The sequence below is a fragment of the Aliihoeflea sp. 40Bstr573 genome (genome assembly GCF_024105655.1).
Lineage (GTDB): Bacteria > Pseudomonadota > Alphaproteobacteria > Rhizobiales > Rhizobiaceae > Aliihoeflea.
Genome location: NZ_JAAAMH010000007.1, coordinates 107,004 through 132,463 on the forward strand (window position 1 = coordinate 107,004; position 25,460 = coordinate 132,463).

Below are 25,460 nucleotides of genomic sequence, written 5' to 3' on the forward strand. Positions count from 1 at the left end.
TCACTTCCGATCGGCCAGCCGCATCTTCCAGTCCTCGAGCACGTCGCGCAGCGTCGTCGCGATATCGATGCGCGGCCGCCAGCCGAGGTGGACGCCGACAGCCTCGTTCGCGCCGGCGGCGCTCGGCAGGTCGTTCGGCCGCATCCGGTCGGGATCGAGTTCGATGGCGATCGGGCGGCCGGCGGCGGCGATCAACGCGTCGAGCAGGGAACGGATCGAGCGGGGCGTTCCGGTGGACAGGTTGAACACGAGCCCCGGCCTCCATTCGCCGGCACCGAGCGCTGCATCCACATAGGCCCGCACGACGTCCCGAACGTCGAGAAAATCACGCTTGCCGTCGAGATTGCCGACGCGGATGACCGGCTCGGCACCGTTGACAACGATGTCGGCGATCTGGCGGGCGAAGGCCGGGACGACGAAAGCATCCGCCTGCCCTGGACCGGTGTGGTTGAACGGGCGAAAGCGGATCGCTCGCAGGCCGTCATGCGACATCTGGCCGATCATCATGTCCGCTGCCGCCTTGGTCGCGCCGTAGGTGTTGACCGGGTTCAGCGCCGCGTCCTCGGTGATCGGACGCTCCGCGCACGCAGCGAAGGACGCACCGTAGGCCTCCGACGAGCCGACATGGATGAACCGGGCTTGCGGTGCGTGACGCATCACCGCTTCGGCCAAGTTCATCGTGCCCGTCAAGTTCACATCCCAAGCCCGGCGCGGGTCGGCATGGGCCTGTCGAGGGGCGGCGATCGCGGCCAGATGGATGACCGCCGAAGGCTTCAGCTCGGCAACCGCCCAGGCTGTCGCCTGCCTGTCGGTCAGGTCGAAGCCGCCTTCGCTCGAGGCGGCATGGACGACGAGGGGGCTCGTCTTCGCGCGCTCGGCCAAAAGTGCGCGCACGTGAGCGCCGACGAACCCACTCGCACCCGTGACCAGGACCGACATGCCTTGCGTTGCCAATACCTCGGCGCTCCCTTGCGACAAAAAATCAGCCAAGACGCTTCAGATCGGCGTCGACCATTTCCGTGATCATCTCCTCGAGCGAGGTCTTGGCCTGCCAGCCAAGCTTTTCCTTCGCCTTTGTCGGATTGCCAAGCAGGACGTCGACCTCGGCCGGGCGGAACAGGTCCGGATCGATGACCAAGTGATCGTCCATGGCAAGTCCGACATGCTCGAACGCGATGCGGCACATGTCGCGAACGGTTGTCGTCAGGCCGGTCGCGACGACGTAGTCGTCGGCCTCATCCTGCTGGAGCATGAGCCACATGGCCTCGACGTAGTCCTTCGAGTGACCCCAGTCACGCTTGGCATCGATGTTGCCGAGGCGCAGCTCGTTGGCGATGCCGAGCTTGATGCGGGCGACGCTGTCGGTGACCTTGCGGGTGACGAATTCGATGCCGCGCAGCGGCGATTCATGGTTGAAGAGGATGCCGCTCGACGCGTGAAGGCCGAAGCTTTCGCGGTAGTTCACGGTCAGCCAATGACCGTAGAGCTTGGCGACCGCGTAGGGCGAACGCGGATAGAAGGGGGTCGTCTCCGACTGCATGTCTTCCTGGATCAGGCCGTACATCTCCGACGACGACGCCTGGTAGAAGCGCGCGTCCGGCTTTTCAAGGCGGACGGCCTCGAGAATGTTGGTCACCCCGAGGGCCGTGACTTCACCCGTCAGGATCGGCTGCTGCCAAGACGACTTCACGAAGGACTGTGCTGCAAGGTTGTAGACCTCGTCCGGCTTTACGTCGCGCATCGTGCGGATCAGGCCGGACAGATCGAGCAGATTGCCGTCGACGATGCGCACGTCCTTCTCGATCCCGAGCCAATTGAGCCTTGTCAGGTTGACGTCGGAGGTGCTCGAACGCCGGGCCAGGCCATGAACCTCGTAGCCCTTCGACAGCAGCAACTGCGCGAGATAGGCACCATCCTGCCCGGTGATGCCGGTGACGAGGGCTTTTTTGCTCACGTTTAATTCTCCAGTTCGAATGATTGAATCGGTTGTCGGCGGATCGCCGCCGCGTAATGCGTCAGGCGCGGCCGTAGATGTCCTCGTAGCGGACGATGTCGTCCTCGCCGAGATAATCGCCGGTCTGCACCTCGATCAGCGCGACATTTTCGGTGCCCTGGTTCTCGAGCCGATGCTTCGCGCCGCAGGGAATGTAGACGGATTCATTCGGCGACAGAACGAGGGTCTGATCGTCATTGACCACCGTCGCCTTGCCGGCGACAACCACCCAATGCTCGGACCGGTGCGTGTGCGACTGCAGGCTCAGCCGTCCGCCCGGCACAACCTCGATCCGCTTGACCTTGAACCGCTCGCCCTCGTCGAGAATGGTGTAGGAGCCCCACGGCCGATGCACCGTGGTGTGGATGCTGTACTCTTGGCGACCGGTCTGCTTGAGCCGCTCGTAGATCTTCTTGACCGACTGCGCCTGGTTCTTGTCGGCGACCAGCAGCGCGTCCGGCGTGTCGACCACGATCATGTCGCGCAGCCCGACCGCGGCGACGAGGCGCCCCTGGGCGCGGATCAGCGAGCAGCTGCTGTCCTCGACGAGAACGTCGCCGATGAGATGGTTGCCCGCACCGTCCGGCTCATGGAGGTCGGCAAAGGCGTTCCACGAACCGACATCCGTCCAGCCCATGTCGCAGGGCACGACCGCGATGTCGGCGGCCTTTTCGAGGACGGCATAGTCGATCGATATTTTGCGCGTGCGAGCGAAGGCGTCCGCCTCGAGGCTGACGGTCTCGCCCTCGTCGCCGGCGACCCTGCGGGCGGCATCGACGCTGTCGCGGCATGTCGCGAGGATGTCGGGGCAATGCTCTTCAAGAAGCGCGATCATCGTGTCGGCGCGGAAGCAGAACATGCCTGCGTTCCAGAGGAAGCGGCCCGACGAGACGTACCTGCGCGCCGTCTCGCGATCCGGCTTCTCGACGAAACGTATGACGTTCTCGCCCTCTGCTTCGATGTAGCCGTAGGCCGTCTCGGGATAACGCGGTGTGATGCCGAACGTCACTAGGCGTCCATCCGTTGCAAGCTCGATGGCGCGTCCCGACGCCTCGACGAAAGCGGAAATGTCGGAGATCATGTGATCGGCGGGCAGCACCACGAGAACGGCATCGCCCGCATGCGCGCGGGCCACCTCCAGGGCCGCGACCGCGATCGCGGCGGCCGTGTCGCGTCCTTCCGGCTCGAGGACGAACCGGTGGTGCAGATCGAGGCCCGCCTCGGCGAATTCGGACTGCGTCTTCCAGTGATGTTCCCGATTGGTGATCGTGACGATTTCCTCGACGCCCGGCAAAGCCGCCGCCCGCTCATGGGCCTTCTGGAGCAGGGACATTCCCTCGTCGATCCGCAGGAGAGGCTTGGGAAAGGTCTCGCGCGAGGCTGGCCAGAGCCGTGCGCCCGCGCCGCCGCTGATGATGACTGGAACTGTCGTGACCACGTCGTTCTTCCTTAATTCTTGAATTGCTCGACACGCTGCAGGCACAGTCGCAGCATCTCATCGGACTGCGCGGCCGACGGGCTTTCGATGTAGCACCGCAGTTCGGGGGCGTTTCCCGAAGGCCTTAAATGGACAATGCAGCCATCGGCCAATGACATCCTGAGTCCGTCCGTCTTATCGATTGAGGCCAGCGGCGCAAAACCGGCAAGAAACCGCGCGCAATGCTCCCCGCCCGACTGCAGGATATCGACGAGCTCGGCGCTCGTCTCCGGCGCGATGTCCTGAAGCCGATCACTGGCATTGACGGGCAAGTCCAGCGCCGCCACGACGTCCGCGACGGTCGTCCCGGCGCGCTTTGCTGCAGCCAGCGTCGCCAGGATCGGGACGATGCAATCGCGGGTTTCCAGTGCGGCGAGCGGGCGATCTTCAACCATGAAGCCCCGACCGACAAGGACCCCGCCATTGGCCTCGAACCCCAGGACGGGAAGCTTCGCGTTCTCCATGCCCGCAATCACGAACGGCGAGCCGACGCGCGTGCGCATCACCTCCCAGTCGCCGGCGCGCTCGACGCCCGAATTCGACGTGACGGGCGTGACGAGCGTTGCTGCGCCGAGCATGCGTGCCGACAAGATGCCCAGCACATCGCCGCGCACGATTTCGCCGCGTGAATCGGCCAGGAGCGGCCTGTCCCCGTCGCCGTCCGTCGAAACGATCGCATCGAATTCGCGCCCGGCTGCCCAGGCCCGCAACTGCCCGATCGTTTCAGGGCTGACGGCTTCGGTATCGACGGGGGTGAAATGGCCCGACCGCTCCAGCGCAACCGTGTCGGCACCGTAGCCGCGTAGGACGTCGTGCAGAATGTCCCGCGCGACCGAACTGTGCTCGTAGACGCCGACGGTCATGCCCGCGAGCGCGCCCGGTGGAAGAAGATTGGCGCAGCGCTCGAGATATGCCGCCACGACGCGCGAGCGCTCGTTCGACCAGTCGGCGTCCGGCGTTGCGGCAGCTTCCGCTGCAACGCGCGGGTGCGAGACTGCCCGCGCGTGGATCGCCACTTCATCCACTTTGCCAATCTCGCCGTCCGCCCGGTAGAATTTGATGCCGTTGCGGTCGGCGGGAATGTGCGAGCCGGTGATCATCATGGCGGGACGCCCGCGCTGCAAAGCGGCAAGCGCAAGCGCAGGCGTCGGCACCTCACCACAAAACACGGCGCTCAGACCCGCATCCTCCACACAGACCCGGCAGACTTCGGCGATCCGGGGGCTGCTTTCGCGAAGATCCCATCCGATCAAGACGGAACCACCCGATGCGACCTGGCCGGTTGCGACCAGATGGGCCGCAAATGCCGATGCATAGGCGTGGGCGTCGCCGGCCAAAAGAGAAGTGACCAACCCGCGGACGCCGCTGGTACCGAACTTCGTCGTCATTGAGCTCTTCTGTTGAAACTGTGTTAGATGGCGGCACCGGTATCGCATCGAAAAGCACGCGACAACCAAAAATTGGATGCAACTGGAAATTCGTTCGCGGTGGCCTCGATAAGGCTACGAATTCTGCGGGTAACTTTACCACAAATGTCACTATATTGGTCGCATACCGGTGCGATCGTTGCCCAATACTTGGGCTGATTCTTCAGCCCGCCTCACCCTCGCGGACCACGGTCAGAAGGGGCGTGACGCTCGAGGGGCGGCGATATTCGGGCACGATGCGCCGAACGAGTTCGACGGCGCGCCCCGTGTTCTCCGCTTCCACGGCGATCTTCAGTTCCCCGACCGACTGCAGCAGCCGCGCCTTGTCCATCACGCGCGGTGCGGCGATGACATAGCCATCGAGCGGGCTGGTCGACTGGATTTCCGATGGGTCGAACAGTTCCTCGAACAGCTTTTCGCCAGGGCGGAGTCCCGTGAAAGCGATCTCGATGTCCACGCCCGGCTTCAGGCCAGCCATCTGGATCATGCGCTCGGCCAAGTCGACGATGCGAACGGGGCTGCCCATGTCGAGAACCATAATCTCCCCCCGTCCGCCCTCGTCACGGTCGACGGCCTGTGCGGAGGCATTCAGCACAAGGCGCACGGCCTCGGGAATGGTCATAAAGTAGCGCACCACGTTCGGGTGGGTTACGGTGACCGGACCTCCCGCCAGGATCTGCTCGCTGAAACGGGGAACCACGGACCCGTTGGAGCCGAGGACGTTGCCAAAACGGACCGTTTTGAACCGCGTGCGAATAGAACCCACGTCCATCGCCTGGCAGTAGGCTTCCGCAGCACGCTTGGTTGCGCCCATGACGTTCGTCGGATTCACGGCCTTGTCGGTAGAGATCATGATGAAGGTCGCCACATCCGTGGCAACCGCTGCATCGACGACATTGCAGGTGCCAAGCACGTTTGTCTTGATCGCCTCAAGCGGATTCTCCTCCATCATCGGCACGTGCTTGAGCGCGGCGGCGTGGAAGACGATCTCGGGGCGGTATTCGAGGAACAGTGCATTGAGCCGCCGTGCGTCGCGCACGCTGACGAGACGCGTTACGATGTCGAGTTCCGGATATCGCTCGCGCATCTCGGTATCGAGAAGGTAGGCGTTGTGTTCAGAGTGATCCGTCAAGATGATCCTCGACGGTCCGAACTGCGCGATCTGGCGAATCAGTTCCGATCCGATCGACCCACCCGCACCGGTTGCCAGAACCACCCGACCTTTGATGAAGCGACCCACGCGAGCGACATCGGAAACGACCTCTTCCCTGCCCAGGAGATCGCGCAACTCGACCGGGCGCGGCTCGAGGGTGGAGGCGTTGTCGAGAGATGTCGGCTCAGCGATATCTGGAATGCGCGTGGTTCGCAGACCGCAGGCCGTTGCGATCTGCACGATATCGCTCAGTCGCTTGCGGCCCGGCGAAACCTCGGCGACGACAAGTTCCGTCACTTCGATATCGTCCTGGCGCAGCCGCTTCAGCACGGATTCCAAATCTTCCAGACGGCCTAGGACACTGATGCCTTGCACCCGCTCCGATCGTGACGACGAGGCCGAGTCGAGAATGCCCGCGATCTGAAACCCGCTTCCCCCGGTCCGCCGCCAGGCGCGCACGAAACTTTCTGCGCTCGAGGTCAACCCGAGTACGAGAACCGTTCGATCCGAACGAGGCGCCCGGAACCGGCGTAGAGCGAATGGACCATGTCCTTCAACGGCCAGCCGGTAGAGCATGCGCGGCGTAATCAGGCCGGCCATCAACATCAGCGCGCTCAGAACGACGACGCTTCGTGGAACGTTGTCACCGCGTGACACCAGAAATGCGCCGATCGTATAGACCATCACGGTGGCGAGCGCCGCCTTGAGAAGGCTGTAAATCTCGGGAAGCGAGATGTAGCGCCATGACCCCTTGTGGACGGAAAACGCGAACAGCATCAGAATCGCGATCGCAACAAATGCAGCCGTCTTTTCGAAGATGCCTGGGATATATCGATAGAACGACGCGTCATAGACAATCGCGTAGGCGCACAAGAAAACCGCGCACGCGATCGAGGCATCGAGGACGATGCTTGCGGGTCGCAAGAGCTTCTTGAATCTGGTGCGCCAGAGAGGCATATGGCAAGCCTATTGATGTGCGCTGCGGCGTGCTCTTATGATCGGGTTGCCAGCATGTTGCAACAAGCAAACTCAATTGGGCTATGTTGCGGCGAGGCCGTCGATTGCGACCTCTTTTCCGTGCCGGAGACGTGATGATCCCTGAGCGCATCCTCGTGACCGGCGCGACCGGATTTGTTGGCCGCGCCTTGGTTAGAGGCTTGGCGCAGCATGGTTTCGATTTTCGTCTTGCCGTGCGCGCATCCGGGGCCGCCAGTTCGCATCCGGCCATTGAGGTGGGTAACATCGACGAAGCAACCAACTGGGCTACGGCTTTGGAGGGTGTAGGAACGGTCCTCCATCTCGCTGGTGCAACGCCAGGTGCCCACTCCGAAACCGAATTTGCCGCAGTCAATTCGCATGGTACCCGCCGCCTTGTGGATCAGGCAAAGCTCTCAGGCGCGCGCCGCTTCGTCTTCCTGTCATCGTCGCACGCAGCGCTTGATAAGGCTGGGTCAGGCTATGCAATTTCTAAACGCGCTGCAGAGGACCATGTCGCTACCTTTTCCGGCGATGGCAGGCAGGCGATCTCGCTGCGCGTGCCGCTGATCTATGGTGCAGAGGCGAAGGGCAAGTGGCGCCGGCTCCAACAGATCGCGGCTATGCCGGTTCCACTGCCTTTCGGCAGGCTCCAGGCCCGGCGCTCGCTAATGGGGCGTGAGAATCTTGTAGACGCGCTCGTTCATCTCGCTGCGATGCCAGACTGGCGCCGTGAAGGAACGTTCGAGATCGCGGACGAGCAGACCATCGACCTGGGCGGAATTATCCGTCATCTGCGTGAGGGTATGGGGCGCGCGGCGCTGCTTTTCAATTGCCCGCCAGGCCTTGTTGAAACCGCCGCGCGTCTTACGCTGGGGCAGGCCGGCGCCGACCGGCTTCTCACCGGAACGCTACATGACCCGCGACCGTTTGCCGATGCTTTCGGCTGGTCGCCGTCCGAGGCGTTGCCGGACGCCATCCGGCGCTCCGGACGCGAGTTCATTGCCTCCAACGACTGAAAGACGGGCACTATTCGACGGTAACCGACTTCGCCAGGTTGCGCGGCTGATCGACATCCGTGCCCTTCAGGACCGCCGTGTGATAGGCAAGCATCTGCAGCGGCACCGCGAACACCAGCGGTGCGAGAAGCTCGGGCGCAGTCGGCACGACGATGGTTTCCAGCGTCTCGATGCCGGCCTTGTCGGCGCCCTTCTCGTCGGTGATCAGGATGATCCTGCCGCCCCGCGCCGCCACTTCCTGCATGTTCGAGACGGTCTTGTCGAAGACGCGGTCATGCGGCGCGACGACGATGACGGGCATGTCCTCGTCGATCAGCGCGATCGGCCCGTGCTTCAGTTCGCCCGCAGCATAGCCTTCGGCGTGGATGTAGGAGATTTCCTTCAGCTTCAGCGCGCCTTCCAGCGCGAGCGGATAGCTCGTGTCGCGGCCGAGGTAGAGAACGTGCCGCACATGGGACAGTTCGCGCGCAACCTTCTCCACCTGATCGACGACCTTGAGCGCCGCATTGATATAGCGGGGGGCTTCGGCAAGCTGACGCACCAGCCGCATCTCTTCGCCGGCATCGATCGTGCCGCGCTGGACGCCGGCGCGAAGGGCGAGCGAGGCGAGGACCGCGAGCTGGCAGGTGAACGCCTTGGTCGAGGCGACGCCGATCTCGGGACCGGCGAGCGTCGGGAAGGTGCCGTCGGATTCGCGCGCGATCGTCGATTCGCGCACATTGACGACCGCGCCGATCTTCATGCCGACCTGCCGGCAATAGCGCAGCGAGGCGAGCGTGTCGGCGGTTTCGCCGGATTGCGAGATGAACAGCGCCGCGTCCTTCGCCGCGAGCGGCATTTCGCGGTAGCGGAACTCGGAGGCGATATCGATGTCGACCGGCAGGTGCGCATGGCGCTCGAACCAGTACTTGCCCACGACGCCGGCGAGATATGCCGTTCCGCAGGCCGAAATGGCGAGGCGGTCGATCGACGAAAAGTCGAACGGCGCGGCCATGTCGCGGATGCGGCCGGTCGAAAAGTCGAGATAGTGGGCGAGCGTGTGGGAGACGACCTCCGGCTGCTCGAAAATCTCCTTCTCCATGAAGTGGCGGTAGTTGCCCTTGTCGACGACATAGGCGGCGTTTGCGGCCTGCCGCTGCTCGCGACTGACGGCGTTGCCCTCGGCATCGAAGACCGCGAAGCTGTCGCGGCGCACCACCGCCCAGTCGCCGTCTTCCAGATAGGTCACGGCACTGGTGAAGGGCGAGAGCGCGATGGCATCGGAGCCGAGGAACATCTCGCCCTTGCCATGGCCGATGGCGAGCGGCGGGCCATTGCGCGCGCCGACGATCAGATCGGCATCGTCGGCGAACATGATGGCAAGCGCGAAAGCGCCTTCCAGCCGCTTGATCGCGGCGTGGGCGGCCTCGACAGGGCTTGCGCCCTTCTTCATCGCGTCGGCGACGAGGTGCGCAACGACTTCGGTGTCGGTCTGCGAGGTGAAGGCATAGCCGTCACGCTTCAGTTCCTCGCGCAGTTCGGCGAAATTCTCGATGATGCCGTTGTGGACGACGGCGACGCCGCTTGAAAAATGGGGATGGGCGTTGGTCTCGTTCGGAACGCCGTGCGTGGCCCAGCGCGTGTGGCCGATGCCGATCGTCCCGTCGAGCGGGCTGTCTTCCAGCCGCCGTTCCAGATTGACGAGCTTGCCCTCCGCCCGCCGGCGATCGAGCCCGGCATCGGAAAGCGTCGCGACGCCCGCGGAATCGTAGCCGCGATATTCGAGGCGTTTGAGCGCGTCGACGATCAAGGGGGCGACGGGGCGGACGCCCACGATTCCAACGATACCGCACATATCAGGACCTCATCGGGAGAGCGCCGCCCCGCGCGACGGCATTCAATTCGGGTGAAGCTGCATTGCGACGTCGAGCGAAAATGTGGGATCGCGCAGCAAGACGTTGCGGCGGCCATAGCACTGCGATTTTTCCGTCGCAAGGCTGGCGCATCAGGCGCGATCCTCCAGGATCATCGCCTCCACGACCGCCTGCCTGTCGGCGAGGAGCGCAACGTCGCCGCGCGTCTCCAGGTTGAGCCGCAGCAACGGCTCCGTGTTCGACGCCCGCAGGTTCAGACGCCAGTCGTCGAATTCCATCGACAGCCCGTCCAGCCAGTCGGTCGAGCGCGCCTTGCCCGCAAATCGGTCGGCGATGCGGTCCTGGACATTGCGGCTGTTCGCGACGGTGAAATTGATCTCGCCCGAACAGGGAAAAGCCGCGATGCGGTCGGCGAGGAGATCGGCCAGCGAAACGTCGCGCGCGGAAAGTTCCGCCACGACGGCAAGCCAGGCCAGCATGCCGGAATCGCAATAGGCGAAATCGCGAAAATAGTGGTGCGCGCTCATCTCGCCGCCATAGACCGCATCCTCCGCACGCATCTTCTGCTTGAAGAAGGCGTGGCCCGTCGGGCACGCCCTGGCGACACCGCCCATCTTGTGCACGATGTCGATCGTATTCCAGCAGACCCGCGGATCATAGATGATCGGCGCGCCGGGGTGGTCGCGCAGCATGGTCGCGGCGATCATTCCGACGAGGTAATAGCCTTCGACGAATTCGCCGCGATGGTCGTAGAGGAAGCAGCGGTCGAAATCGCCGTCCCAGGCTATGCCGAGATCGGCGCCCGTCTCGCGCACGGCGGCGCTGGCGCGGAGGCGCTTTTCCGGCAAGAGCGGGTTCGGGATGCCGTTCGGCAGGCGCGGATCGGGTTCGTGATCGAGGCGCACGAATTCGAAGGGCAGGTGCGGCCCCAGCATGTCGAGGACTGGCCCGGCGCAGCCATTGCCGGCATGGACCACGATCTTCATCGGCCGCAGCGGCTTGCCCGCGATGGAGGAAAGGAGCCGCTCGATATAGGCCTGGCGCGGCAGGATGTCGTGCAGATGCCCGCGCGCGGCGTAATCTTGCACCGCCGGCAGCGGCATTTCGGACAGGACGACCTGTTCCAGCGCATCGAGCGCGTTCTCGCGCGTCGCGGTGCGTGCTCCAGAGAGCACCATCTTCAGTCCGTTATAGTCGGCCGGGTTGTGGCTTGCCGTGACCATCAGCCCCGCATCGGCGCCGCTCGCGGCGGTGTGGAAATAAACTTCCTCGGTGCCGCAAATGCCCAGCGGAAGAACGTCGACGCCGCTGTCAAGAAGCCCCTGCGCCAGCGCCAGCGCGAAGGCCGGGCTTTCCTGGCGCATGTCGTGGCCGACCACGACAGCGCGCGGCGAAAGCTCCCGCCCAACCGCCTTGCCGAAACGGTGCATGAAGGCGACGTCGATCTCCTGCGGGATCCGGCCGCGAACATCGTAAGCCTTGAAAGGCGACCCCACTGGCAGACTCCACGGAAGACTTGATCGGCCAAGTTGCATAATCTGTGTTGACGACATGTAAATCGGACTTTGTCATGAATGCTCCCGGAAAGAACCGGGAAAGACAGCGGGGACGTGGAAATGCTCTTGCCGATTATCATGGCGGGCGGGTCGGGGACGCGGCTCTGGCCGCTCTCGCGCCAGCTCTACCCCAAACAGTTCCACGCACTCGTCGGCACGGAAACAATGCTGCAGGCGACCGTCTCGCGCCTCGACGGCCTCGATGCGCAGACGCCGCTGGTCATCTGCAACGAGGAACAGCGCTTCCTCGCCGCCGAGCAGATGCGCGTCGCGGGCGCGGGCGATGCGACGATCCTGCTCGAGCCGGTCGGCCGCAACACGGCTCCGGCGATCGCTCTCGCCGCGATCCGCGCGTCGGCCGGCGGCCATGATCCAGTGCTGCTCGTCCTTGCCGCCGACCATCACATCCGCCAGTCCGACCAGTTCCGCGACTGCGTTCGCGCTGGCATCAAGCTGGCGATCGAAGGCAAGCTCGTCACCTTCGGAATCGTGCCGGCAAGCGCGGAAACCGGCTACGGCTACATTCGCAAGGGCAGCCCGCATGGAGCCGGCTTCGAGGTCGCGGCCTTCGAGGAAAAGCCGGACGCTGCCACCGCCGGACGCTACATCGCCGAGGGCAGCTATCTGTGGAACAGCGGCATGTTCATGTTCCGCGCCCGCCGCTACCTCGAAGAGTTGAAGAAGTTCCGGCCCGACATCCTGAGCGCCTGCCGGCAGGCGATGGCCACCACCACGCCGGACATGCAGTTCGTGCGCATCGACGCCAAGGCCTTCGAGGAATGCCCGTCCGAATCCATCGACTATGCCGTGATGGAAAAGACGAAGGACGCGGTCGTGCTGCCGCTCGATGCCGAGTGGAACGACATCGGATCGTGGTCCGCGCTTCTGTCGGTGCAGGAGCGGGACGAGGACGGCAACTCATTCTCGGGCGACGTGCTTTCGATGGGCACGCGCAACACGCTGGTGCGCGCCGACGGCAGGCTCGTTGCCCTGGTCGGCATCGAGGACCTCGTGGTCGTCGAAACCAAGGATGCGCTGCTGGTTGCGCACCGGGACAAGGTGCAGGACGTCAAGGGCATCGTCGACCAGTTGCGAGAAGCCGGCCGCACCGAGCATCTCAACCATCGCGACGTCTACCGGCCCTGGGGGCACTACGATTCCATCGATGTGGGCGAGCGCGACCAGGTCAAGCGGATCACGGTCAATCCGGGCGCCAAGCTCTCGGTGCAGATGCACCATCATCGCTCCGAGCACTGGGTCGTCGTGCGCGGCACGGCGCGCGTCCACAAGGGCGAGGAGACGATCATGCTGACGGAGAACGAGTCGGTCTACATCCCGCTCGGCGAGATCCATGCGCTCGAAAATCCGGGCAAGATCCCGCTGGAACTGATCGAGGTGCAGACCGGCTCCTACCTCGGCGAGGACGACATCGTGCGCTTCGAGGATCGCTACGGCAGGTCCTGATCGAGCGGCAGGACGTCGACGGCCTGCGTGGCGGTCTGGCCGCCGGCCGTGCGGATGACACCGCGCACGGGCGGCACGTCGGCATAGTCGCGGCCATAACCGACGACGATGTGGTCGGCTGCGACCACGAGGTCGTTGGTCGGATCGAACTCGACCCAGCCGATTTTCGTCCCGCACCATGCCGATACCCAGGCGTGCATCGCGTCGGCGCCTTCGAGGCGCGGCTGGCCCTTCGGCGGGATCGTCCGCAGATAGCCGCTGACATAGGCGGCCGGAATGCCCAGATGGCGCAGGCCGGCGATCATGATGTGGCTGAAATCCTGGCAGACGCCATGCCGTGCCTCGAAAGCCTCGGCAAGCGGCGTGTCGACGTCGGTCGCCTCGGCGTCGTAGCGCATGTCGGCATGGAGCGCTGCATTGAGGGCGTGCGCCGCATCGAAGATCGTGTGCGCGGCTTTCGTCGTCTTTTGTGCATAGTCGCGGACGCCGGCATGGGGCGGGACCAGGGCCGAGGCATTGAGGAAATGCGCCGGCGAAGGCGCCAGAAGCGTCCTTGCCGCTTCCAGTTCCGACGCCATGTCCGCAAGGATGGCGGAATCGGCAGCGACGTGGACCGGCGCGAAGCGCTCGACCCGCGCCTGCGCCGTGTAGACCAGATCGTCAGGGATGGCGTCGAAGGCGCAGTCGGTGACCGGATTGCCGAAGAAATCCGTGCGCGCCGAGCGCTCGCGCGGCACCGGATCGACGTCGACATGGCCGGCGATCATCCTTTGATGCACGCCGAGCGTCTGCGGCAGGACGCGGATCGCGTGGCGACCGCCGCCGGCAAGGCCCGAATAATCGAAGCGCATCGTCAGCTTGATGTCATAGAGCATGGCGCGTCACCCCAGATAAGCGGCGGCGACGAGATCAGAAACGATCTCGAGTTCGCCATGCACGCGTTCGAGAAACGGCGCATCGACATCCTGCGCCTGCGCCGTCGCGAGCACGGTGTGGAGCCGCAGCGTCGCGCGCGCCAGATCGCCGGCGCGGCCGGCAAGCCCGCCATCGGGAAGCAGCTGCACCTGGTCGTTGATCTCCGAGACCTGGAACAGGATCGAGCGCGGGTTCATCGGGTCGAGCGCCAGAAGCGCCACGACGCTTTCGATACTGGCTTCAAGCGAAAACCGGCGGCGATGGGTGAGGACGCTGTCGCCGATTTCGAGGGCGATGTCGAGCGCACCTTCCGGTGCGTCGTCGGCGATCATGAAGCCGAGCATGGAGGCCGTCGCGATGGCGCGCTCGATCGAGCGGCCGATCCGCATGAAGCGCCAGCCCGTGAAACGGTACATGTTTTCATGCGCCAGACCGGAAAACCCGGTAATCTTGCGCAGAAGAACGCCCATGGTCCGCCCGTTTGCGTCCGAAACCTCTCCCTTCTCGCTCATATTCCGTGTCGTTGCGGCCAGATCCTTCAGCGCTGCCCAGCCATCCACCGAGAAGCGGTCGCGCACTTTCGAGGCGCTAAAGACGGCCGAGCCGATGGTCGTGGACAGCGCCTCGGGGATGCGCTGGGCAAGATCGATGCCGAAATCTTCCAGAAGCTCGCCGAAATGGACGAGCAGCGGCGTTTCCTCGCCGCCCGCCTCGGCTGCGCGGACGCGATAGGCGCGGATGAGCCGCATCGTATCCTCCGCCCGCTCGACATAGCGCCCGAGCCAGAAGAGATTGTCGGCCGCGCGGGCCGGAAGCGCGCCCTGCTGGGCCTTTAGATTGGCCGCGTGCTCGCCGGAAAGGAGGCTGATCGCCTCGACGGGCTTGTCGGCGACAACCCAGACGTCGGCGACCTTGCCGCCGAGCGCGAGGCTCGCCGCCCCGCCCTCGCCGGCCGCAATGCGGGCATAGCCGCCCGGCAGCGCCTGCCAGCCATCGGCCGTTCGCGCCAGGAAGACGCGCAGGCTGAACGGCCTGGCGACCAGCCTTTCGCCGTCGAGCGCCGGCGTCGAGCCGAGCGAGACGATCTCCTGCGCGACGAAGAGTTCGGGATGGGTTTCGGGGGAAGCGTCGATAGAGAAGCCGTGGGCGGGGAGCGGCACGTCGCCCTCATAGGGCAGGCTCGTCGAGAGCGCAGAAGACCGGTGCAGGTTGGTCCGTCCCTCGACGGCGGCGCGCGCCACCGCGTCACCGCACCACCATGTCGCAACATTCGGCAGGGCCAGCGGTTCGCCGTGGAGAATTTCGGAGAGGCGCGGCATGAAGGCGAGGAGCGCGCGCGTTTCGAGGACCCCGACGCCGAGCGCATTGACCATGGCGAGGCTGCCTTGTCGCAGCGCCGAAACAAGGCCAGGCGTGCCGAGCCGTGACCGGTCGTCGAGTTCGAGCGGGTCGGCATAGCTCGCATCGAGACGCCGCCAGAGCACGCCGACGGGCTGCGGGCCGGAGACGGTGCGCACCATCAACTTGCCGTCGCGCACGGTCAGGTCTTCGCCTTCGAGAAGCGACAGACCGAGATAGCGGGCGATGTAGGCGTGCTCGTAATAGGTGTCGCTGTGCGGTCCCGGCGTCAGGATCGCGGCGCGCCCCTCACCGCCCGGCGCAAGCGACTGCAGGCTGGAACGGAAATCGCGGAAGAACCCGGCCAGCCTGTGGACATTGGTGCGGGCGTAGAGTTCGGCGAAGATGCGCGCGGTCGCAACGCGGTTTTCGAGCGCGAAGCCGGCGCCTGACGGCGCCTGCGTGCGGTCGCCGAGCACCCACCAGCTTCCGTCGACCGAGCGCGCGACGTCGAAGGCAACGATGTGCAGCCGGTGGCCCGATGCGGGCGGAACGCCGACCATCGGGCGCAGCCATTCGGGGCTCTGTGCGACGATCGCCGCCGGCAGGTGCCCGTCCGCGACAAGCCGGTTCTCGCCGTAGAGATCGGCCGCGACGGCTTCGAGAAGTTCGGCGCGCTGGGCGAGCCCGGCGACAAGGCCGGACCAATCCTTCTCGTGGATCAGGACTGGCAGATGGCTGAGCGGCCAGACCCGTTCGGCATCGCCCGCGCCGAATTGGCGCAGATAGACGCCGGCATCGCGCAGATATTCGTCGCCCCGCGCGACGCGGCCCTCGATCTCGCCGGGTTGCATCCGCGCAAGCTCGTCGACGAGACCGCGCCAAAGGGGACGCACCGCGCCGCCTTCATCGACGAGTTCGTCATGCGTTCCGGGAAACGCGCGATAGGTTTCCAGAAGCGCGGAACGCCTCTTCGGCAGGGAAGGGCGCGGCGAGAGAGCGCTCATAGGTTCGCCGGTCGCCGCAGGTCGAGGGTCGAGGGAAATTCGGGATGCGGCGTTTCGCGTACCGCCTCGAAGCGGCCGGGCGTATGCCCCCACGGTTCGAACCGCGACAGGCGGCGGGCCTCGGCCTCGTTGTTGTTGACCGGGAAGGTTTCAAAATTGCGTCCGCCCGGATGGGCGACGTGATAGACGCAGCCGCCAAGGGAGCGACCCGTCCAGTTGTCGTAGATGTCGAAGGTCAGCGGCGTGTCGACGGCGAGCACCGGATGGAGCGCCATCGCGGGCTGCCATGCCTTGTAGCGCACGCCGGCGACCGCAACGCCGTTCGCTACCTTTTCCAACGGCAGCCGCCGGCGGTTGCAAGTGACGGCATAGCGCGACGCGTCGGCCGCCTGAAGCTTGACCTGGAGGCGCTCGGTGGAACTGTCCGTATAGCGCACCGTGCCGCCGATCGCGCCGGTTTCGCCGAGCACGTGCCATGGCTCCAGGGCCTGGCGCAGTTCGAGCTTGACCCCCTCGACCTCGATCTCGCCGCAGAACGGGAAGCGGAACTCGGCCTGCGCCTCGAACCATTCGGAACGGAAGGCGAAACCGTGATCCTTCAGATCGGCGAGCACGTCGAGGAAATCGGTCCAGACATGGTTTTGGAGCATGAAGCGGTCGTGGAGCGCCGTGCCCCAGCGCGTGAACGCGCCCTTCACCGGGGCTTGCCACAAGCGGGTGATGATGGCGCGCACCAGCAATTGCTGGGCGAGCGACATGCGCGGATTGGGCGGCATCTCGAAGCCGCGGAATTCGACGAGCCCCAGCCGGCCGGTCGGCCCGTCCGGCGAATAGAGCTTATCGATGCAGATTTCCGCGCGATGCGTGTTGCCGGTCACGTCCGTCAGGAGATTTCTCAACAGGCGATCCGTCAGCCAGGGCAATGGTTGGCCGCCCTCCTGCGGATCGGGGATCTGCGCCATCGCGATCTCCAGTTCGTAAAGCCCGTCGTGGCGGGCCTCGTCGATGCGCGGCGCCTGACTCGTCGGGCCTATGAAGAGGCCGGAGAACAGGTAGGACAGCGAGGGATGGCGCTGCCAAAAGAGAATGAGGCTGCGCAACAGGTCGGGTCGGCGCAGGAACGGACTGTCCATCGGCGTGCGGCCGCCGACGACGACGTGGTTGCCGCCACCGGTCCCGGTATGGCGGCCGTCGATCATGAACTTGTCGGCGCCAAGCCGGCACTGGCGCGCCTCCTCGTAGATCGCTTCGGTCGTCGCCACGCAGTCGCGCCAGGACGAGGCCGGATGGATGTTGACCTCGATGACGCCCGGATCGGGCGCGACGCGGATGACGTTCATGCGCGGGTCGGCCGGGGGGGCATAACCCTCGATATGAACCTTGACGCCGAGCTTTTCCGCCGCGTTCTCCGCTGCAGCCACCAGTTCCAGATAGTCCTCGATACGCTCGACCGGAGGCATGAAGACGCAAAGCCGGCCGTCGCGCGGCTCGACGGAAAGCGCGGTGCGCACGGCCCCGCCCAGTTCGCCCATCTCCTGCGGCACGATCGCCTGTTGCGGCGTCGCCGCAGTGAAGCTCGCCACTTTCTGCTCCGGCTCCGGAGGTGCTGGCAGCGGGCCGCGTTCCTCGGTCGGATCGGCCGGATTCACGTAAGGGTATTGCGCCGGCGGCACATAGGGTAGCGAGCCGAGCGGCAGGCGATAGCCGACCGGGCTGTCGCCGGGCACGAGGAAGAGGTGACCGCGCCGCACGTTCCAGACTTCGGACATCCAGCGCGGAGCGCTCGCCGCCGCCTGCCAGCGCTGCACCGGCAATACGTAGCCCGACGGCTCCGTCAGCCCGCGCGAGAATACGCGCGCGATGCGGTAGCGCTCCTCGGGGTCCTTCAGCTCGGAATTTTCCGGCGTGACGTTCTCGGGAAGCTGGCCTTCCTTCAACAGCCACTCGGCCGGGTCCTCATAGGCGGCCACCACGTTTTCGCCCGGGAGGCCGAGTTCGCCCGCGATGGCCTGCAAGAGGCTCTCTGCCTCCTGCGGCGTCGCCGCGCCACCGCCGGCCTCCGTCGCGATCCGGTCGGCGTCGCGCCAGATGTGTTTGCCGTCCTCGCGCCAGTAGAGCGAGAATGTCCAGCGCGGCAGCGTTTCGCCCGGATACCATTTGCCCTGGCCGTAGTGCAGGAAGCCGCCTGGCGCGAAGCGGTCCCGCAGGCGCCGGATCAACCGGTCGGCGAGCGCGCGCTTGGTCGGTCCGACGGCGTCGGTGTTCCATTCGGCGGATTCGAAGTCGTCGATCGACACGAATGTCGGCTCGCCGCCCATCGTCAGCCTTACGTCGCCAGCCTTGAGCGCCGCGTCGACCCTCTCGCCAAGCCGGTCGAGTTCGGTCCATGCCTCATCGGAAAATGGCTTGGTGATCCGCGGATGCTCGGCAACGCGCGTCACCTTCATGTCGAAGGCGAAATCCACCTCGGCATAGCTCGCCATGCCGGAGATCGGCGCGGCGTTGGAAAAGTGCGGCGTGGCGGCTAGTGGAATGTGGCTTTCGCCGGTCAGGAGGCCGGAGGTCGGATCGAGACCGATCCAGCCCGCACCGGGCAGATAGACCTCAGCCCAGGCGTGCAGGTCTGTGAAGTCGTGGTTCGTGCCCGCCGGCCCGTCGAGTGCGACGAGATCGGGCTTCAACTGGATCAGGTAGCCCGAGACGAAGCGGGCGGCGAAGCCGAGATGCCGCAGGATCTGGACGAGCAGCCAGCTCGTGTCGCGGCACGATCCGGAGGCGCGCTCGAAGGTCTCCTCGGGGGCTTGCACCCCCGGCTCCATGCGAATGACGTAGCCGATCTCACCTGCGAGACGGGCGTTGAGATTGACGACGAAATCGACCGAGCGCGTTGGCTCCCTGGATATCGTATCGAGAAAGGCCTGGAGGCGCGGACCGGCCGGCTCCGGCTTGCGGTAGATGACGAGATCGTCCTGTAGCGCGGCCGGATAGTCGAACGGCCACTGCTCGGCCTCCTCCTCGACGAAGAAATCGAAGGGATTGTAGACCGTCATGTCGGCAACGAGGTCGACCTCTAGCTTCAACTCGCGCACCGGCTCGGGAAAGACGTAGCGTGCCAGCCAGTTGCCATAGGGGTCCTGCTGGTAGTTCACGAAATGGTTGTCGGGCGAGACCTTCAGCGAATGCGAAACCACGCGCGTGCGGCTGTGCGGCGCGGGGCGGAGGCGGATGATCTGCGGGCCGAGCGTGACCGGGCGGTCATAGGAATAGTGCGTCAGGTGGCTGATGGCAGCGAGAATCGACATCGGGCGGATGGAGCTTCCATGTGGGATCGGGTCGCGCGGACGTTTCCACAAATAGGTGCGTTGCACCACAGCTTTGTTGGAAAAGAGTTGCATAGCTCGCTCCTGGCCATCACCTTGCGCACCGACGATGGAGAGAATGATGAAGACGAAGGCAATCGTGACCGGTCACAGCCGCGGTCTCGGCGAGGCGATCGCCGCCGCGCTGCTCGACAAAGATGTCGATGTGCTTGGCCTGGCGCGGCGCGGCTCAGCAGACCTGGCCTCGGCCGCGGGCTCGAAACCGACCGAGATCACGATCGACCTCGGCGACGTCGCCGCGCTCGCCGATCGCACGCTGTCGGATCGGATCGAGGCGTTCTGCGCCGGGGCGGACCGTGTGTTCCTCGTCAACAACGCCGGCACGGTGAAGCCGATTGGTCCGGTGGGAACGGGTGGCGCGGAAGCCATCGCCAAGGCCGTCACGCTCAACGTCACCGGGCCGCTGGTGCTGGCCGATCTCTTCCAGGCCGTCGCGGCGCCCGTGAAGGACCGCCGCATTCTCCACATCTCGTCGGGTGCGGGACGGCGCGGCATGGCCGGATGGAGCGTCTATTGCGCGACCAAGGCCGCACTCGACAACCATGCGCGCGCGGTCAAGGAAGACGCCATCGCGGGCCTGCGCGTATCCAGCCTTGCGCCCGGCGTCATCGACACAGACATGCAGGCCGACATTCGCGGCTCGAGCGTCGAGCAGTTCCCGGCCATCGACCAGTTCAAGGCAATGAAGGCCGACGGCGTTCTCGCCTCGCCTGCCGAGGCTGGCGCGAAGATCGCCGCCTACCTCCTGTCCGACGACTTCGGAAACGATGCGGTAACCGACTTGCGCAGCCTTTGACGACGAGATTTCGGGATCAGGTTTCCCCGACGCTTTCCAGCTCCTGCTCGAGCCGGTCGAATACGCGCTGAACCTCGTCCGGACGGATGCAGTCGCTTTCCATCAGGCGCAGCGACCAGAAGCCTTCGATGGCGAGAAAGGCGATGGCCGAGAGTTCGAAATCGGCCGAGCGCTCGCGCAGCCGCTCCATCACCTGCTTTTGATAGCGGCGTACCGGATTGATGAATTCAGGATTTTCCGCGATTGCCGCCAGCACGCCGGAGGCCGGTTCCGGCTTGTCGATCATCTCCTGGCGCGAGTGACGCAGATAGGCCAGCGCCATGGCATTGCGGCCTTCCGGCCGTGCCTCGATGCTCTGCGCAAGCGCCGCCTCGGCGCGCTCGATATGCATTTCGACGAGCGCTTCGAGCAGCTTGGCCTTGCTCGGGAAGTTGTAGAGCAGGCCGCCCTTGGACAACCCTGCCCTTGCGGCAACGGCGTCGAGCGATATGTTGCCGGGGCCTTGTTCGCGCGCGAGCGCTTCTGCCGCCTCGAGTATGCGTTGCCGCGAGCTTGGTCGTCCCGCTGGAAGCTTCAATTCGTCACGCCGTGCCTTTGCAGTTTAGCAAATGTTGACAATACCGTCCGGACGGTACAGTAATGCGCCGCACAATTGCAAGACCTCCACGCATCATAGCGCATTTCAGCGCCATCCAGCATCGTCACGGGCCCACCGATGATCAAACGTTTCCTCATTGCCATCGTCTTCATCGCGGTCGTCGTCGGCGGCATCGTCGGCTTCAATCTATTCCGCGATCAGGCGATCCAGGATTTCTTTGCCAACCGGCAGGCGCCTGCCTTCCCGGTGGATTTGGTGGTTGCCGAGCCGACCGACTGGCAGCCTGGCATCGAAGCGATCGGCACCGTCTATGCGGCGCGCGGCATCGACCTGGCCGTCGAGGCGACAGGCGTCGTGCGCGAGGTCAATTTCCGCGCTAATGACGAGATCGACCAAGGCGACCTTCTTGTCCAGATCGACGACACGATCGAACGGGCCGAGATCGTCGCCGCCCAGTCGCAGGTGGACGTGAGCACCCAGGCGCTGGAACGCGCCCAGACGCTGTCGGACCGCGGCGTGAGCTCTGCCTCGACCGTGCAGGAGGCAGAGGCGGCTGCCTCGTCGGCCCGCGCGCAGATCGAGCGGCTGCAGGCCGTGCTCAGCCAGAAGGCGCTCGAAGCGCCGTTCTCCGGCACGATCGGCCTGCCGCGCGTCGAGGTCGGCCAGTATGTAGCGGCCGGAACGACGGTTGCGACCCTGCAGGCGCTGGACACGTTGCGCGTCGACTTCACCGTCCCCGAGCAGCAGCTGGGCAACCTGCGGATCGGCCAGACGGTCAACATCGCGACGGAGGCGGGCGGCGCCGTCTCGTCCGGCACGATCACCGGCATCGAGCCGCGCATCGATCCGCAGACGCGGCTCGTCAGCGTGCGCGTCGAGGTCGACAACCAGGAAGGCGCGCTCAACCCGGGCCAGTTCGTGCGCGTGCGCGTCGAGATGCCGATCGAGAACGACGTGATCGCCGTCCCGCAGACAGCTGTGACGACGAGCCTTTACGGCGACTTCGTCTATGTCGTCGGCGAACCCGAGGAAGCGCAGGAGCCTGCCGAGGGCGAGGCCGAACGTTTCGTCGCGCGTCAGGTATTTGTTGAGACCGGACGGCGCAACGGCCAACTCGTCGAGCTGACCGAGGGCGTCAACGCCGGCGACCGGGTCGTCGTGGCGGGCCAGAACCGCCTCTCGAACAACGCGCCGGTCACGCTCAGCCCGTCCGCCGATGAGCCGGCCGACGATGCCGAAACGTCCGTCGAAGCCGCGGAGACCGACCAGTGAGCCTCTCCGAACTCTTCACCCGCCGCCCGGTCCTTTCAACCGTCCTCGGCGCGCTCATCCTGCTCCTGGGTTTCCAGGGGCTCTTCAATCTGTCGATCCGGGAGTATCCCGAGGTCGAAGAGACGGTCATCACCATCAACACCGTCTATCCGGGCGCCAGCGCCGAGCTCATCCAGGGCTTCGTGACGGCACCGATCGCCTCGGCTGTCTCGACGACGGAGGACATCGACTACGTGACCTCGGCGAGCCGCCCCTCGTCGAGCACGGTCACCGTCCAGATGCAGCTCGGCGCCAATCCGGACGTCGCGCTGACTGAAGTCATGTCCAAGGTGCAGCAGGTGCGCGGGCAGTTGCCTTCGGATTCCGAAGACCCCGTCATCGTCAAGGGCACCGGCCAGCAGTTCGCCATCATGTATCTCGCCTTCCAGAACGAGAACATGACCGCCGAGCAGCTTACCGAGTATCTCGAGCGCGTCATCCGGCCGCGCATGTCCACCATCGAAGGCGTCGCCGAGGTCCAGATCCTGGGCGCGGCCAACTACGCGATGCGCGTGTGGATCGATCCGATCCGCCTGGCCAGCCGCGGCGTCACCGCATCGGAAGTTCTCCAGGCGATCAACGCCTCGAACTTCCTGTCCGCCCCCGGCCAGACCAAGAACGAGTATGTCGCCTATTCGATCACACTCGAATCGACGCTGCAGACACCCGAAGCCTTCGGCGCGCTCCCCCTGAAGTCGCAGGGCGACGAGGTCGTGCGGCTGCGCGACGTCGCCAATGTCGAGCTCGCCGCTGAAAGCACGGACACGGTCGTCAACTTCAACGGCAATCCGGGCACCTTCATCGGCATCTTCCCGACGCCGTCGGCCAATCCGCTCGACACGGCAGACGCCGTCATCGCCGAACTGCCGGCGATCCAGTCCTCCTTGCCGGACGGAATGAACGTATCGCTGGTCTACAACGCGACCGACACGATCCGCGCCTCGATCGACGAGGTTTTCGTTACGATCGGCGAAGCGGTCGCGATCGTGGTGGTCGTGATCCTGCTCTTCCTCGGATCGTTCCGGTCGGTGCTGATGCCGGTGGCGACGATTCCGCTTTCACTGATCGGCGTCTGCTTCTTCCTTCTGATGATGGGCTATTCCATCAACCTGCTATCGCTGCTTGCCATGGTGCTCGCCATCGGCCTCGTGGTCGACGATGCCATCATCGTGGTCGAGAACATCCACCGCCACATCGAGGAAGGGCTCACCCCGATGGCGGCCGCCATCAAGGGCATGCAGGAGATTTCGCTGGCGATCGTGGCGATGACGCTGACGCTCGTTGCGGTCTTCATGCCGCTCGGCTTTACCGGCGGCCTGACGGGCGCGCTGTTTCGCGAATTCGCCTTCACGCTGGCCGGCGCGGTCGTCATCTCGGGCATCGTCGCCCTGACGATCACGCCGATGATGTCGGCACGGCTCTTGAAGTCGGGCGGCCACAGCCGTTTCCAGGTCTTCGTCGACCGCACCTTCGACCGGCTGTCGAACTGGTATGGCCGCATGGTCTCGGGCTCGCTCAACTACCGGCCGGTGACGCTGTTCATCTCGGCCGCGCTGGTGGCGGTGACCGCGTTCATGTTCTTCAACACGTCGAGCGAACTTGCGCCCGAAGAGGATTCCGGCGCGCTCTTCTCGCTGATCACCGCGCCGCGCTATGCCACGACGCCCTACACGTCCCGCTATGCCGAGGAAATCGAAACCGCGACCAGCGACCTTGAAGAAGTGCGCTCGCGCTTTTCCATCGTGGGCCTCGGGGGGCAGACCAACTCAGGTTTCGTCGTCTGGGCGCTGGAGGACTGGGGCGATCGTGACCGCAGCCAGGCCGAAATCCAGCAGGACATCCAGGCCCGGATCAGCACGGTCGACGGCGTCGAGGCGCTCGTCTTCGCGCCGCCTTCGCTGCCAGGCGCCGGCGGCGGCCTGCCGATCTCGCTCATCGTTCAGTCGACCGGCGATCCGAGCCAGGTCTACGAGGTGGCCGACCAGATCCGCCGCGAGGCGGAAGCGACCGGCCAGTTCATCGTCGTCCAGAACTCGCTCGCCTTCGACGCGCCGCAGGTGACCGTCACCATCGACCGCGAACGTGCCGCCGCCCTCAACGTACCCGTCAGCGACGTCGGCACGACGCTCGGTACGCTTGTCGGCGGCGGTGCCGTCGCGCAGTTCGACCGCGAGTCGAACAGCTACGACGTGATCACCCAGGTGCCGCAGGAATATCGCGACAATCCCGAAAAGCTGGGCGAATTCTTTATCCGCGCGACGACTGGCGAGATGATACCGCTTTCCTCGGTCGTGACCATCTCGACCAACGCCGCGCCGGCCGCGATCGAGCAGTTCAACCAGTTGAACTCGGCGACCATCTCGGCCCTGCCACTGCCCGGCATCACGACGGGCGCTGGGCTGCAGACGATCACCGAGATCGCGCAGGCCGCCCTGCCGGATTCGTTCTTCATCGAATATTCCGGCCAGTCGCGTCTCGAGGTCCAGCAGGGCAACACGATCCTGATCGCCTTCTCATTGGCTATCGTGGTCATCTATCTGCTGCTCGCCGCGCAATTCGAGAGCTTCCGCGATCCGTTCATCATCCTGATGTCGGTGCCTTTGTCGATTTTCGGCGCGATCCTGCCGCTCAACCTGGGCCTCGGGACGCTGAACATCTACACGCAGGTCGGCCTGATCACGCTGATCGGTATCATCACCAAGCACGGCATCCTCCTGGTCGAGTTCGCCAACCAGAAGCGCGACGAGGGCATGTCGATCCGCGAAGCGATCGTCTATTCCGCGACGGTGCGCCTGCGCCCGATCCTGATGACAACCGCCGCGCTGGCGCTTGCCGTCATTCCGCTGATGATCGCAGCAGGCGCAGGTGCCGCCGCGCGCCAGGCAATGGGCCTCGTGATTTTTTCGGGCCTCTTGATCGGCACGTTCTTCACGCTTTTCGTCGTCCCGATGTTCTATACCTTAATTACCTCGAAGGAGCGGTCGGAGGCGACGCGCAAGCCGACCGTCGACGCTTCGCCGCAACCTGCGGAGTAGACGTTCGCTGCCCATCCAGGAGACGGCCCGTCAGCGGGCCACGTCCTCCTCTCGTTAAAAGCGACGGCTCTGTGTCGCGGCGAAACGAATTGTGTAGCGACAGCCCCCTTACGCTCTTGAAACCAATCGCGTTTGAATCGGTTTAGCGTCAGCCTGATATGCG

The 25,460-nt window shown here is 65.0% G+C and carries 16 protein-coding genes; 5 read left to right on the forward strand and 11 right to left on the reverse strand.

The window, feature by feature from the left end:
• From GTK01_RS10915 to GTK01_RS10935, 5 genes are all read right to left on the reverse strand, one after another.
• Positions 1–939, reverse strand: a complete 939-nt coding sequence (locus GTK01_RS10915) for a GDP-mannose 4,6-dehydratase (protein ID WP_252925917.1) — start codon at positions 937–939, stop codon at positions 1–3.
• 43 nt (positions 940–982) lie between these two features.
• On the reverse strand, positions 983–1,954 hold the full coding sequence (gene gmd / locus GTK01_RS10920) for a GDP-mannose 4,6-dehydratase (protein WP_252925918.1): 972 nt from the start codon (positions 1,952–1,954) through the stop codon (positions 983–985).
• Positions 1,955–2,015: 61 nt separating this feature from the next.
• The gene (locus GTK01_RS10925; RefSeq protein ID WP_252925919.1) at positions 2,016–3,431 is read right to left on the reverse strand and encodes a mannose-1-phosphate guanylyltransferase/mannose-6-phosphate isomerase; all 1,416 of its coding nucleotides are present in this window, start codon (positions 3,429–3,431) and stop codon (positions 2,016–2,018) included.
• A gap of 11 nt (positions 3,432–3,442) precedes the next feature.
• On the reverse strand, positions 3,443–4,858 hold the full coding sequence (locus tag GTK01_RS10930) for a phosphomannomutase (protein WP_252925920.1): 1,416 nt from the start codon (positions 4,856–4,858) through the stop codon (positions 3,443–3,445).
• Positions 4,859–5,060: 202 nt separating this feature from the next.
• Complete coding sequence (locus GTK01_RS10935) at positions 5,061–7,007, reverse strand: nucleoside-diphosphate sugar epimerase/dehydratase (protein WP_252925921.1); 1,947 nt, start codon at positions 7,005–7,007, stop codon at positions 5,061–5,063.
• Between the two features lie 134 nt (positions 7,008–7,141).
• Here GTK01_RS10935 and GTK01_RS10940 point away from each other — a divergent pair, with 134 nt between their 5' ends.
• Positions 7,142–8,044 carry an NAD-dependent epimerase/dehydratase family protein gene (locus GTK01_RS10940; RefSeq protein ID WP_252925922.1) on the forward strand — a complete coding sequence of 301 codons (903 nt, stop codon included), beginning with the start codon at positions 7,142–7,144 and terminating at the stop codon, positions 8,042–8,044.
• A gap of 10 nt (positions 8,045–8,054) precedes the next feature.
• On the opposite strand, the gene glmS is transcribed toward GTK01_RS10940, so the two are convergent.
• Both glmS and GTK01_RS10950 read right to left on the reverse strand, forming a co-directional pair.
• The gene (glmS, locus tag GTK01_RS10945; protein WP_252925923.1) at positions 8,055–9,878 is read right to left on the reverse strand and encodes a glutamine--fructose-6-phosphate transaminase (isomerizing); all 1,824 of its coding nucleotides are present in this window, start codon (positions 9,876–9,878) and stop codon (positions 8,055–8,057) included.
• 150 nt (positions 9,879–10,028) lie between these two features.
• Positions 10,029–11,393 carry a phosphomannomutase gene (locus GTK01_RS10950; RefSeq protein ID WP_371924318.1) on the reverse strand — a complete coding sequence of 455 codons (1,365 nt, stop codon included), beginning with the start codon at positions 11,391–11,393 and terminating at the stop codon, positions 10,029–10,031.
• Between the two features lie 120 nt (positions 11,394–11,513).
• Here GTK01_RS10950 and GTK01_RS10955 point away from each other — a divergent pair, with 120 nt between their 5' ends.
• Positions 11,514–12,917 (forward strand): mannose-1-phosphate guanylyltransferase/mannose-6-phosphate isomerase, encoded by a 1,404-nt coding sequence (locus tag GTK01_RS10955; protein ID WP_252925924.1) that lies wholly within the window; start codon positions 11,514–11,516, stop codon positions 12,915–12,917.
• Here the strand turns inward: GTK01_RS10955 and GTK01_RS10960 are convergent.
• Genes GTK01_RS10960 through GTK01_RS10970 form a run of 3 tightly spaced genes read right to left on the reverse strand, consistent with a single transcriptional unit; the run spans position 12,902 to position 19,479 of the window.
• On the reverse strand, positions 12,902–13,792 hold the full coding sequence (locus tag GTK01_RS10960) for a transglutaminase family protein (RefSeq protein WP_252925925.1): 891 nt from the start codon (positions 13,790–13,792) through the stop codon (positions 12,902–12,904). The genes GTK01_RS10955 and GTK01_RS10960 overlap by 16 nt on opposite strands.
• A 6-nt stretch (positions 13,793–13,798) precedes the next feature.
• Complete coding sequence (locus tag GTK01_RS10965; RefSeq protein WP_252925926.1) at positions 13,799–16,177, reverse strand: circularly permuted type 2 ATP-grasp protein; 2,379 nt, start codon at positions 16,175–16,177, stop codon at positions 13,799–13,801.
• Positions 16,174–19,479 (reverse strand): DUF2126 domain-containing protein, encoded by a 3,306-nt coding sequence (locus GTK01_RS10970; protein ID WP_252926012.1) that lies wholly within the window; start codon positions 19,477–19,479, stop codon positions 16,174–16,176. The genes GTK01_RS10965 and GTK01_RS10970 overlap by 4 nt, the downstream gene beginning before the upstream one ends.
• A gap of 139 nt (positions 19,480–19,618) precedes the next feature.
• On the opposite strand from GTK01_RS10970, the gene GTK01_RS10975 reads away from it, so the two are divergent.
• Entirely contained in the window at positions 19,619–20,353 is a 735-nt protein-coding gene (locus GTK01_RS10975) for an SDR family oxidoreductase (protein ID WP_252925927.1), read from the forward strand.
• A gap of 16 nt (positions 20,354–20,369) precedes the next feature.
• Here the strand turns inward: GTK01_RS10975 and GTK01_RS10980 are convergent, their stop codons facing one another.
• Positions 20,370–20,930 carry a TetR/AcrR family transcriptional regulator gene (locus tag GTK01_RS10980; protein WP_252925928.1) on the reverse strand — a complete coding sequence of 187 codons (561 nt, stop codon included), beginning with the start codon at positions 20,928–20,930 and terminating at the stop codon, positions 20,370–20,372.
• A gap of 138 nt (positions 20,931–21,068) precedes the next feature.
• Between GTK01_RS10980 and GTK01_RS10985 the strand changes: the two genes are divergently transcribed.
• Positions 21,069–22,223, forward strand: coding sequence for an efflux RND transporter periplasmic adaptor subunit (locus GTK01_RS10985; RefSeq protein ID WP_252925929.1), 1,155 nt, complete (start codon positions 21,069–21,071; stop codon positions 22,221–22,223).
• Positions 22,220–25,297 carry an efflux RND transporter permease subunit gene (locus tag GTK01_RS10990; RefSeq protein WP_252925930.1) on the forward strand — a complete coding sequence of 1,026 codons (3,078 nt, stop codon included), beginning with the start codon at positions 22,220–22,222 and terminating at the stop codon, positions 25,295–25,297. The genes GTK01_RS10985 and GTK01_RS10990 overlap by 4 nt, the downstream gene beginning before the upstream one ends.
• The last annotated feature ends 163 nt before the right edge of the window (positions 25,298–25,460 follow it).